This is a genomic window from Streptomyces sp. NPDC050418 (assembly GCF_044458745.1).
GTDB lineage: Bacteria > Actinomycetota > Actinomycetes > Streptomycetales > Streptomycetaceae > Streptomyces.
Genome location: NZ_JBITIG010000010.1, coordinates 300,141 through 312,314, shown reverse-complemented (window position 1 = coordinate 312,314; position 12,174 = coordinate 300,141). Strand labels below are relative to the sequence as shown.

Sequence of the window (12,174 nt, the reverse complement as noted above, 5' to 3'; positions counted from 1 at the left end):
TCATCGAGCTTCGATCGACCGTGGAGTCCAGTTGGGAGGGCGTGTGGCAATGGAGGCCGGCCCTCGCGACACCGCACATGAGGAGCAGGGAAAGCTGAGCTCCGATGGTCCTGAGGCGCTGCCCGGACCCGGTTCCGACGCGCTCGCGGACCACGAGCTGACGGACGGCGGCGTCGTGTCCGACGGACCCGATCCCGAGGAGGAGGCCGCCGCGCTGGCGGGCTCCGAGGTAGAGGTCGAACTGCGGCCGCAGCGCAAGCTCCGGATCTGGCAGATCGCCCCGATCGTGGGTCTGGCGACGCTCGGCTCGCTGATGTTCGCCTTCCCGCTCGCCTTCGAGTTCGGTGACGGCGGGGCCGTCGTCGCCATGCTCGGCCTGCTGATCAGCTGCTGTGCGGCCGGCTGGGGTGTGATGGCCGCGCGGCGCGTGGGGCACACCTGGCCCGGGCTACCGGCCCGCGGCTCCGGCCGGCGTCCGGACTGGCGGGTCGTGCTGGCGTACACCGCCGTCGTCGGAGTCCTCGCGGTCCTGGCCGTGTGGCGGGTCGCCCGCCTGCGCTGAGGCGGCTGCCTCAAGAGGCCCCGTGCACGACCCGCGCCCGCGGGAACGGTGCGCGCACCCCGTACGATCGAGGGATGAGCATCGCCTTCCTCAAGGGTCACGGCACGCAGAACGACTTCGTGATCGTGCCCGATCCGGACAATGCCGTCGCCCTGAGCCCCAGCGCGGTCGCCGCGCTCTGCGACCGGCGGGCCGGGATCGGCGGTGACGGCCTGCTGCATGTGGTGCGCTCGGCCGCCCACCCCGAGGCCGCGCACCTGGCGGGCGAGGCCGAGTGGTTCATGGACTACCGCAACGGCGACGGCTCGGTCGCCGAGATGTGCGGCAACGGCGTCCGCGTCTTCGCCCACTACCTGCAGCGCACCGGACACGTCGAGGCGGGCGACCTCGCCATCGCCACGCGAGGCGGCGTCAAGCGCGTGCACATCGCGAAGTCCGCCGACGGCGAGGAGGTGGCCATCACGGTCGGCATGGGCAAGGCCGTCCTGCCCGAGGAGCAGGCGACCGTCACCGTCGGCGCGCACCAGTGGCCCGCGCGCAACGTGAACATGGGCAACCCGCACGCCATCGCGTACGTCGAGGACCTCGACCAGGCCGGCGACCTGTTCACCGCCCCCGCCACATCGCCCGCGTCGGTCTACCCGGACGGGGTGAACGTCGAGTTCGTCGTCGACCGCGGCGAGCGCCACGTCGCGATGCGCGTGCACGAGCGCGGCGTCGGCGAGACCCGCTCCTGCGGTACGGGGGCGTGCGCGGTGGCCGTCGCCACGGCCCGCCGCGACGGCCTCGACCCGGCGGTGACCGGGTCCCCCGTCACGTACACGGTCGATGTGCCCGGCGGCCGGCTCGTGATCACCGAGCGGGCCGACGGGGAGATCGAGATGACCGGTCCGGCCATGATCGTCGCCGAGGGCGAGATCAGTTCCGAATGGTTCGAAACCCTTGACGCCTGAACCTTCGCTCGAATGGGTGATCCGTTTCACGCTCGGCGAGAGCTGGTGAGCAGCGCGTGATGAGGTCGGTAGCATCAAGCACCGGCCCGGAGGGCGTACTCACACCGGAGATACGCCGTCCTGATCCCGAGGGTGCCGGTCGACGCAGCCGGAGGTGCCCAGCATGAGTGCAGAGGCGACAGGCCCCGCAAGTCCCGGCGCGCCCCGCAGGCGCGGCCGGTCCCGGCTCGATCTGCGCCGCCTCGGGCGCGCCGCGCTCCTCGGCTCCGCCTCCCGCGACCGGATGCCCGACGCCATCGGCCATGTCGTCGAGGCCCATCGCGCCCACCACCCCGACGCGGAGATCGACGCGCTGCGCCGCGCCTATGTGCTCGCCGAGTCCTCGCACCGCGGGCAGATGCGCAAGAGCGGCGAGCCGTACATCACGCATCCGCTCGCCGTGACCCTGATCCTCGCCCAACTCGGCGCGGAGACCACCACGTTGGTGGCCTCGCTGCTGCACGACACCGTCGAGGACACCGACGTGACCCTCGACCAGGTGCGGGACGGGTTCGGCGACGAGGTCTGCTATCTCGTCGACGGCGTCACCAAGGTGGAGAAGATCGATTACGGGGCCGCCGCCGAGCCCGAGACCTTCCGCAAGATGCTCGTCGCCACCGGCAACGACGTCCGGGTGATGTCCATCAAGCTCGCCGACCGCCTGCACAACATGCGCACTCTCGGTGTGATGCGCCCCGAGAAACAGGCGCGGATCGCCAAGGTGACCCGCGATGTGCTGATTCCGCTCGCGGAGCGGCTGGGTGTGCAGGCGCTGAAGACCGAGCTGGAGGACCTGGTTTTCGCGATCCTGCACCCCGAGGAGTACACGCGCACCAAGGCCCTGATCGCCGAGAACGAGCGCGCCTCCGACCCCCTCGCCGTCATCGCCGACGATGTGCGCGAGGTGCTGCGCGAGGCCGACATCGAGGCCGAAGTCCTGATCAGGCCACGGCACTTCGTGTCCGTGCACCGCGTGCGGATGAAGCGCGGCGAGCTGCGCGGCGCCGACTTCGGACGTCTCCTCGTGCTCGTGAACGAGGACGCGGACTGCTACGGCGTGCTCGGCGAGCTGCACACCTGCTTCACGCCGGTGGTCTCCGAGTTCAAGGACTTCATCGCCGTACCGAAGTTCAACCTGTACCAGTCGCTGCACACCGCCGTCGTGGGACGCGAGGGCGGGGACGTGGCCGAAGTCCTCATCCGTACGCACCAGATGCACAAGGTCGCCGAAGCCGGCGTCGTCGCCCTCGGCAATCCGTACGCGCAGCCCGCACCGGAGGAGCCGGGACCCGACGGCGAGCGCGCCGACCCCACCCGGCCCGGCTGGCTCTCGCGGCTGCTCGACTGGCAGCAGGCGGCGCCCGACGCGGACACCTTCTGGTCCTCGCTGCGCGAAGAGCTCGCCCAGGACCGCGAGATCACCGTCTACCGCGCCGCCGGCGGCACGCTCGGACTGCCCGCGGGTGCGACCTGCGTGGACGCGGCGTACGCGCAGTACGGCGAAGGCGCGCACTTCTGTATCGGCGCGCGGGTCAACGACCGGCTTGTCGCGCTCAGCACGGTCCTGCGCGACGGTGACACGGTGCAGATCCTTCTCGCGCCCCGCGAGACCGGCTCAGGACCCGACGCGGAGTGGCTGGACCACGCGCGCACCCCCGCGGCCCGGATCGCCATCAAGGGCTGGCTGGCCGCGCACCCCGAGGAGCCTGTCAGCGAGCCCGCCGCGCCGCGGCCCGGGCTCACCGTCGCGGGCGCGCGGCACAGCGCCGCCAACGCCGTGGTGGATCTGCCGGGCGCCGCGGTCCGCCTCGCCGGCTGCTGCACCCCCGTGCCACCCGACGCCGTCACCGGCTTCGCCGTGCGCGGCAATGTGGTGACCGTGCACCGGGTCGGCTGTCCCGCCGTCGGGCGGATGGCGGCCTCCGGGCGCGGGCCCGTGGGCGTGCACTGGGTGGACTCGGCGCAGTGCCGCGTCACGCTCACCGCCGAGTCGTTCGGGCGGCCGCATCTCCTGGCCGACCTCACGGAAGCCATCGCGATCGAGGGCGTGGCCATCGTCTCGGCCACCGTCGAGCCCCCGACCGAAGGCCGCGTACGCCACACGTACACGCTGCAACTCCCGGACGCCGCGCGCCTTCCCGGCCTCATGCGGGCCATGCGCAAGGTCGCCGGGGTGTACGACGTGAGCCGGGCGCAGCACCGGGCGGCCGCCACTTCGTAGCCTCGTTCGGGTGGGTGGCGCTCGTGCCGTCCACGTTCGGCGGCGTCGCGCTGATAGCGGTAATCCATGCTGCTCACGCCCCGCCTCAAGGCCGCGCTCCTGGCCGCCGCCTCGCTGTCCCTGATCGCCGCGAGCGCTCCCTCGCCCGCCGTGCCGCTCGGCATCGGCGATCCGCTCTTCCCGCACCTCGGCAATCCGGGCTACGACGTCCGCTCGTACGACATCGCGTTCACCTACCGAGGCTCCAACACGAAGCCGCTCGACGCCGTCACCAAGATCGACGCGCTGACCACCGAGTCCCTGGACCGGGTCAACCTCGACTTCGCGCAGGGCACGGTGCGTTCGGTCGAGGTCAACGGGGCCGAGGCCGACTTCGTGGGCAAGGGCGAGGACCTGGTCGTCACGCCCGGGCAGCCTCTGTTCGCCGGGAGCCCGCTGCGGATCACCGTGCGGCACACCAGCGACCCGACGCCGGACAAGCGGTACGAGGGCGGCTGGGTGCGCACCGGCGACGGGCTCGTCATGGCGAACCAGGCGGACGCCGCGCACCTGGTGTTCCCCTGCAACGACCACCCCTCCGACAAGGCGCAGTTCACCTTCCGGGTGACGGCGCCGCGCGAGTACACCGCGGTCGCCAACGGCCTGGAGGCCGGGCGCGAGCGGGCCGGTGCCGCCACGACGTGGACGTACCGCACCGAGCACCCCATGGCGACCGAACTCGCGCAGGTGGCCATCGGGGACTCGGAGGTCGTGCGCCGCGAGGGCCCGAACGGACTGCCCGTACGCGATGTGGTGCCGCGCGGGGACAAGAGCAGGATGGAGCGCTGGCTGCGCAAGACGCCCGGCCAGATCGCCTGGATGGAGGGGAAGATCGGCCGCTACCCGTTCGAGACGTACGGGCTCCTGATGGCCGACGCCGAGACGGGCTTCGAGCTGGAGACCCAGACGCTGTCGCTCTTCGAACGGTCGCTGTTCACGCGCCCCGAGTTCCCCGAGTGGTACGTCGACTCGATCATGGTCCATGAGCTGGCCCACCAGTGGTTCGGCAACAGCGTCAGTCCGCGCGGCTGGTCCGACCTGTGGCTCAACGAGGGACACGCCACCTGGTACGAGGCGCTGTACGCGGAGGAGAAGGCCAAGCAGCCGATGGTGGACCGGATGCGGGACGCGTACCGGCTGTCCGACCAGTGGCGCGCGCAGGGCGGCCCGCCGGCCGCGCCGAAGAAGCCCGCCCCCGGCCAGAAGATCAGCCTGTTCCGGCCGGTCGTGTACGACGGCAGCGCACTCGTCCTGTACGCGCTGCGCCAGGAGATCGGCGCGAGCTCCTTCGAGCACCTGGAGCGGCTGTGGGTGGCGCTGCACGCGGACGGGGTGGCGACGACGGCGGACTTCACACGACTCGCCGCCCAGGTCTCGGGCCGCAATCTGGACGACTTCTTCCAGGCATGGCTGTACGGGGCCAGGACGCCCGCGATGCCGGGCCATCCGGAATGGACAACCTCCAGCCCCGCCGGCGTTTGAGGCGATCCGAGCGAAGCCCGGATGCGCACATCGATACGGCCGGGAAGGGGCGGGGTGGGGGAAAAGCCGGATGACGAGACGTCCCGTGCCGTGCGACCATCGATGCCGTCGACACCGCACGGGGCCCCGGGAATCCTGGAACAGCCCCGATCGTTGACCTAAGCGCGGGTCCCGGACAACGGCACCCGTATCCATCACGACGTAAAGGATCCAATTGACCTTCTCTTCCGCTTCCCAGGACGCGCAGGACCCGCAGCACGCCGAAAGCGACCACCTCGCGCCGAGCCTCCCCGAAGGACTTCGGGCCGAAGCCCTGATGGAAGAGGACGTCGCCTGGAGCCAGGAGATCGACTCGGAGCGGGATGGTGAGCAGTACGACCGTTCCGAGCGAGCCTCCCTTCGACGCGTGGCGGGCCTGTCCACCGAGCTCGAGGACATCACCGAGGTCGAGTACCGCCAGCTCCGCCTGGAGCGAGTGGTGCTCGTGGGCGTCTGGACCGACGGCACGCTGCAGGATGCGGAGAACTCCCTCGCGGAGCTCGCCGCCCTCGCCGAGACCGCCGGTTCCCAGGTGCTCGACGGCGTCTTCCAGCGCCGCGACAAGCCCGACCCGGCGACCTATATCGGTTCCGGCAAGGCGCTGGAGCTGCGCGACATCGTCCTCGAAACCGGAGCCGACACCGTCGTCTGCGACGGTGAGCTCAGCCCCGGCCAGCTCATCCACCTCGAAGACGTCGTCAAGGTCAAGGTGGTCGACCGGACCGCTCTGATCCTCGACATCTTCGCCCAGCACGCCAAGTCCCGAGAGGGCAAGGCGCAGGTCGCGCTCGCGCAGATGCAGTACATGCTGCCGAGGCTCCGAGGCTGGGGTCAGTCGCTCTCCCGTCAGATGGGTGGCGGCGGCGGTGGCGGCATGGCCACCCGTGGCCCCGGTGAGACCAAGATCGAGACGGACCGGCGACGGATCCGCGAGAAGATGGCGAAGATGCGCCGTGAGATCGCGGAGATGAAGACGGGCCGCGACATCAAGCGCCAGGAGCGCAAGCGCAACAAGGTGCCGTCGGTGGCCATCGCCGGCTACACCAACGCGGGCAAGTCCTCGCTGCTCAACCGCCTCACCGGCGCGGGTGTGCTGGTGGAGAACGCGCTGTTCGCCACCCTCGACCCGACCGTCCGCAAGGCGGAGACGCCGAGCGGCCGGGTCTACACCCTCGCCGACACGGTCGGCTTCGTCCGGCATCTGCCGCACCACCTCGTCGAGGCGTTCCGCTCCACGATGGAGGAGGTCGGCGAGTCCGACCTGATCCTGCACGTGGTCGACGGTTCGCACCCGGCGCCGGAGGAGCAGCTGGCCGCCGTGCGCGAGGTGATCCGGGATGTCGGCGCCACCGACGTACCGGAGATCGTGGTGATCAACAAGGCGGACGCGGCGGACCCGCTCGTGCTGCAGCGCCTGCTGCGCACCGAGCGGCACGCGCTCGCCGTCTCGGCCCGTACGGGCGAGGGCATCGACAAGCTGCTCGCGCTCATCGACGCCGAGCTGCCGCGGCCCTCGGTCGAGATCGACGCCCTGGTGCCGTACACGCAGGGCGCGCTCGTCGCCCGCGCGCACGCCGAGGGCGAGGTCCTCTCCGAGGAGCACACCGCGGAGGGCACGCTGCTCAAGGCGCTGGTGCACGAGGAGCTGGCAGCCGAGCTGTCGACCTTCGTGCCGGCCAAGGGCTGATCACGGCGCTTCGGCGCGGGGCACTGCCCACGCACATGGCGAAGGCCCGCCTCCCTCGGGGGAGGCGGGCCTTCGTGCTGCCGTGGGGAGCAGGGCGCGGACTGCGGCGCCCCGCTCCCCGTACGACTAGCTCTTGCCGTACTTCTCGCTCATCTGCAGGAACAACTCCTCGGCGCCGGAGCCGAGTTGCGGACCGGCGAGCCAGCCCGAGCCGCCCGCCGGGCCGATCGAGGTGTTCGAGACCAGGTAGGTCTTCTTGCCCTTGACGTGGAACCAGCCACCGCCGGACGAACCGGCCGTCATGGTGCAGCCGATACGGAACATCGTCGGCGCGGACTGCGTCAGCGACAGACGGACCGGCTTGTCGAGGCACTTGTACATCTGGACACCGTTGAACGGCGGCGCCTGCGGGTAACCCCAGGCCCCCATCGTGCCGATCTCGGTCGCGGACGGAGCGCCGAAGTCGACCGGCAGGGCCGCGCCGACCGTCTCCTCCAGGGACTTCCCGCCGTTCTCGGGCTTCACGTGCATCACGGCGTAGTCGTACTCGTACGAGGCACCGGACGTCTCCGCCGTCGTGCCCTCGATCCACTCACCGGACGTGGAGACCCAGTCCGCCCAGAACTGTCCGTACGGCGCGACCTCCTCGGCCGGCGCACCCTGCAGCTGCTCCGGGGACTTGCCCTCGCGGTTGTACGCCGGGATGAACGCGATGTTGCGGTACCAGCCGCCCTCCGCGCCGCCCGCGTGCACACAGTGGCCCGCGGTCCACACCAGGTTGGACTTGCCCGGGTTGTTGGGGTCCTTGACGATCGTGCCGGAGCAGACCGCGGGGCCCTCGGGGGTCTCGAAGAAGATCTTGCCGACCGGAGCGGCGTGCTTCCAGTACGGCTTCTTCTCCTCCTGCGCCTCCACCGGAGCGGGCTCCGGGTCGGTCACGCCCGCGTCGCTGCCCGAGGCGGCCTTGGTGTCGATGGTCTCGACCGGGTCCTTGGCCTTGTCCATCCGGTCGCGCTTCCAGTGGTCCTCGATGACCGGGTTGACGAAGTCCCCGGCCTCACGCAGCCACTTGTCCTTGTCCCAGTTCTTCCAGCCGCCCTTCTCCCACTCGTCCAGGTCGATGCCGTGCTCTTTGAGCCGGTCGGTGAGGTCGGCGGGGATCTCGGGCAGCTCGTCGGAGCCCTTGTCGGCGCCCTGGGACGTGTCCGGCTTGCCGTTCGCCTTGGAGTCGTCCTTGCCGCCGCAGGCCGTCAGGGCCAGCGCCGAGACGAGACCTACCGCGACCAGGCGCAGGGCAGTTGGTCGGATGGAGCGCATGGTGGTGTGACCCCCGTTGATGCTCGTGGTGCTTGGTTGGATGCGTGCCAGGACGTTGTCGCCAGGGCGTATGCCGCCAGGGACGTATGTCGTGCACGCCTGTCATGGATGCGTCAGGGCGACGCGTGAACGCGCCCGCGTTCAGGCACGAGAACCCACTATGCACGGTGAGTTGTGGGTACTCGACGGCGGGTGCGTGAAGATATCGGCAGGGCGCGCAACCTGTTGGCGCGCGCCCTGCCGGGGCGTCAGCCCGCGTACTTCTCGGACACCGCTTCGTAGATCCCCTTGGCCTCGTCACCCAGCCGCGGACCGGCCAGCCAGCCGGCCGTCACCGGGCCGATCGAGGTGTTGGAGACCAGGGCCGGCTTGCCGTTCTTGCCCTTGGCGACCCAGCCGCCACCGGACGAACCGCCGGTCATGGTGCAGCCGATGCGGTACATCGTCGGGTCCTCGGCGTTCAGCGACAGACGGCCCGGCTTGTCGGCGCAGGCGAGCTGGCGCTGACCGTCGTAGGGCGGAGCCGCCGGGTAACCCGTGGCGGTCATGGAGTCGATCGAGGACACGGCCGGTGCGCTGAACTCCACCGGGAGCGCGCCGCCCACGGTCTCCTCCAGCGACTTGCCGTTGTCCTTCTCCGGCTTCACATGCAGCACCGCGAAGTCGAACGGCGCACCCGCGCCGCCCGTCGGACCACCGGTCTCGATCCACTGCTGCGAGGTCTGCGCCCAGTCCGCCCAGTAGAGGTCGTGCGGAGCCATCTCCTCGCGCGGCGCGCCCTCGATCTCGGCGGCCGACTTGCCCTGGTTGTTGTACGAGGGCACGAACATGATGTTGCGGTACCAGCCGCCCTCCTTGCCCGCGTGCACACAGTGGCCCGCGGTCCACACCATGTTGGACTTGCCGGGGTTGGCCGGGTCCGTGACGACCGTCGCCGAGCAGACCATCGAGCCCTCGGGGCCGTCGAAGAACAGCTTGCCGGTGGCGGGGGAGGACTCGGTGTACGGCGTGCCGAGCGCGGCCGCCTCGACGGGCGCCGGGGTCGGGTCCGTCTTGCCCTGATCGCCCGAGATGTCGTCCTCGACCGGCTTCGCGGGCTGCTTGTCCGCGTCGCGCATCCGGTCCTCGTCCCACAGATCATCGATGATCGGGTTGACGAAGTCCTCGGCCTCGCGCAGCCAGTCGTCCTTGTTCCAGTTCTTCCAGGCCCCGCCCTTCCAGTCGTCGAGGTCGATCCCGTGCTCCTTGAGCCGGTCCTTGACGCCGTCAGGAATGGTGATGCCGTCCTCGGCGGAGGCCGAGGGATTCTTGTCCGCCGCGTCACCGCCGTCGTCGCCGTTGCAGGCGGTGGCGGTCAGCGCGAGAGCGGCACAGAGCGCGAGCGCGGACAGGGGAGTGCTGCGACGGCGTGCGGCTCTGCTGCCCGCGCCCCTCCTCGCGCGTACGGCATGCAGCGGGCGTATGGGTCGCATATCCGGATCTCCCCCTGGTCGGAAGTTCGTTGGGCTGTCGTGCGGTGTTCTGCGCCGATCCATGGGCGGATCGGGCGGCCACCACCCTATGCCGGTGCCGTTGGGGACTTCCGACGGATCCGCAACGGTTCCGTCACGGCAAGGATCTTCTCCGTGACCGTGATCCCCCGCTCTCCGCGTCGTTGGTACGTACGGGGGATTCACGCACTGCGTTCAACTCCCCAGCTGTCCGCGGACATCCGCGCCTCTTTCGCCGTACGGAGAGGGCTGAGCCCTTCGTCGTACGGGCTGCGTACATCGGTCGAACCCGAAGTGTGCGGCCTGTCACTCGTACGAGGAGGGGGAGCGGCGTCCGCACCGCCGCCGCACCAGGGGAGGACCGAACGCCGTGGCCGTGACCGAGCCGACGGTGAGCGCCGACGCGCCGCCAGTGAAGACCGGGGGAGGGCTGCCGGCCGCGCGGCAGAGCTCCTTCGGCGAGGGGGCCGCCGCCCACGGCGCCGAGGGGATCCTGCGGCGCCAGTCGTCGCGGGAGTCGGCGGCGCGCACGTATGCGCGCTCGCTGCCGATCGTTCCCGTGCGGGCCAGAGGGCTCACGATCGAGGGCGCGGACGGGCGGCGGTATCTCGACTGCCTGTCCGGCGCGGGGACCCTGGCGCTCGGGCACAACCACCCGGTGGTGCTCGAAGCCATCCGTGACGTACTGGACTCCGGGGCACCGCTGCACGTCCTCGACCTCGCGACCCCCGTCAAGGACGCCTTCACCACCGAGCTGTTCGCCACCCTCCCGAAGGAGCTCGCCGACCGCGCCCGCGTGCAGTTCTGCGGGCCGGCCGGGACGGACGCGGTCGAGGCCGCACTGAAACTGGTGCGCACGGCGACGGGACGCGGCGGGTTGCTCGCGTTCACCGGGGCGTATCACGGGATGACCGCCGGGGCCCTGGAAGCGTCGGGCGGTGCGCAGGACGTACGGGTCACACGGCTGCCGTTCCCGCAGGACTACCGCTGTCCCTACGGGGTCGGCGGCGCCCGGGGCGCCGAGCTCGCCGCGCACTGGACCGAGTCACTGCTCGACGACCCCAAGTCCGGGGTGCCCCGGCCCGCCGGGATGATCGTGGAACCCGTGCAGGGCGAGGGCGGCGTACTGCCCGCGCCGGACGACTGGCTGCGGCGGATGCGGTCCCTCACGGCCGCGCGCGGGATCCCGCTGATCGCCGACGAGGTGCAGACGGGGGTGGGGCGCACCGGGGCCTTCTGGGGCGTGGAGCACAGCGGGGTCGTGCCCGATGTGATGGTGCTGTCGAAGGCCATCGGCGGCAGCCTGCCGCTCGCCGTCGTCGTCTACCGCGACGACCTCGACGTCTGGGAGCCGGGCGCGCACGCGGGCACGTTCCGGGGGAACCAGCTCGCGATGGCGGCGGGCGCGGCAACACTCGCCTACGTCCGCGAGAACCAACTGGCCGAGCGTGCCGCGTCGTTGGGGGAGCGGATGCTCGGGCAGCTGGGGGAGCTGGCGCGTGCGTATGAGTGTGTCGGGGATGTGCGGGGGCGCGGGCTGATGATCGGGGTCGAGTTCGTGGATCCGGAAGGGGGTGGGGTGGGTGGTTCGGGTGGTTCGAGTGGCCCGGGATGTTCGGGTGGCTCGGGCGGCCTGGGTGGTCCGGGGCGTTCGGGTGGCTCGGGCGACCGGGATGGCTCGGGTGCGGGTGCGGGGGCGTTGCCTGCCGCGCCGGGGCTTGCGGCGGCTGTGCAGCAGGCGTGTCTGGAGCGCGGGCTGATCGTCGAGCTCGGCGGCCGCCACGCGAGCGTCGTCCGCCTGCTTCCGCCGCTCACGCTCACCGACGAACAGGCCGACGCCGTCCTCGACCGGCTCGCGGACGCGGTGAGCGCGGCTTGCGCCCGCCACCGCCCCGACCGCCCGGAACGTTCGCTGTCGCGAGGGACCTCGGCGCCCGTTGCGTCAGCTACGGCCTCGCCACCCGTTGCGTCACCGACGGCACCGGCTCCACTCGTGTCACCGACGGCACCAGCTCCCCACGCGTCTCCCATGTCGCCGGACTCGCTCGCGTCTCCGGCGACATCGGCTGACCACCGCTTCGGATGACGCTGTGTGTCCAGGATTTCGGGCGGCGTCGGCTGTCCACGATGTGGCGGATGGCGTCCGCTGCCCGCGAGTTCGGGCGGCGTCGGCTGTCCACGGCTGTGGGCGGCATCGGCCATCCACGGCCTCGGGTGGCGACGCAGTCCACGACCGTGGATGGCGTCGTGTCACCACGGCCACGGGCGGCGTCCGCTGTCCACGATTTCGGGCGTCGTCGGCCTCCGAGGCCGCGGATGGCCGACGTCATCCACGACCGCGGGTG

The 12,174-nt window shown here is 71.1% G+C and carries 8 protein-coding genes; 6 read left to right on the top strand and 2 right to left on the bottom strand.

Annotated elements, in window-relative coordinates:
- Positions 1-49: 49 nt before the first annotated feature.
- From ACIBI4_RS25395 to hflX, 5 genes are all read left to right on the top strand, one after another.
- Positions 50-562 carry a hypothetical protein gene (locus ACIBI4_RS25395; RefSeq protein WP_399206391.1) on the top strand — a complete coding sequence of 171 codons (513 nt, stop codon included), beginning with the start codon at positions 50-52 and terminating at the stop codon, positions 560-562.
- A 74-nt stretch (positions 563-636) separates the two neighbouring features.
- The gene (gene dapF, locus ACIBI4_RS25390; protein WP_399206328.1) at positions 637-1,515 is read left to right on the top strand and encodes a diaminopimelate epimerase; all 879 of its coding nucleotides are present in this window, start codon (positions 637-639) and stop codon (positions 1,513-1,515) included.
- 163 nt (positions 1,516-1,678) lie between these two features.
- Positions 1,679-3,775, top strand: a complete 2,097-nt coding sequence (locus ACIBI4_RS25385) for a RelA/SpoT family protein (RefSeq protein ID WP_399206327.1) — start codon at positions 1,679-1,681, stop codon at positions 3,773-3,775.
- A 66-nt stretch (positions 3,776-3,841) separates the two neighbouring features.
- Complete coding sequence (locus tag ACIBI4_RS25380; protein WP_399206326.1) at positions 3,842-5,296, top strand: M1 family metallopeptidase; 1,455 nt, start codon at positions 3,842-3,844, stop codon at positions 5,294-5,296.
- A 214-nt stretch (positions 5,297-5,510) separates the two neighbouring features.
- Complete coding sequence (gene hflX / locus ACIBI4_RS25375; protein ID WP_399206325.1) at positions 5,511-7,022, top strand: GTPase HflX; 1,512 nt, start codon at positions 5,511-5,513, stop codon at positions 7,020-7,022.
- Between the two features lie 126 nt (positions 7,023-7,148).
- Here hflX and ACIBI4_RS25370 read toward each other — a convergent pair whose 3' ends face one another.
- Complete coding sequence (locus tag ACIBI4_RS25370; protein WP_399206324.1) at positions 7,149-8,339, bottom strand: trypsin-like serine peptidase; 1,191 nt, start codon at positions 8,337-8,339, stop codon at positions 7,149-7,151.
- A 248-nt stretch (positions 8,340-8,587) separates the two neighbouring features.
- Entirely contained in the window at positions 8,588-9,811 is a 1,224-nt protein-coding gene (locus ACIBI4_RS25365) for a trypsin-like serine peptidase (protein WP_399206323.1), read from the bottom strand.
- 448 nt (positions 9,812-10,259) lie between these two features.
- On the opposite strand from ACIBI4_RS25365, the gene ACIBI4_RS25360 reads away from it, so the two are divergent.
- Positions 10,260-11,915, top strand: coding sequence for a diaminobutyrate--2-oxoglutarate transaminase family protein (locus tag ACIBI4_RS25360; protein ID WP_399206390.1), 1,656 nt, complete (start codon positions 10,260-10,262; stop codon positions 11,913-11,915).
- Positions 11,916-12,174: the final 259 nt, after the last annotated feature.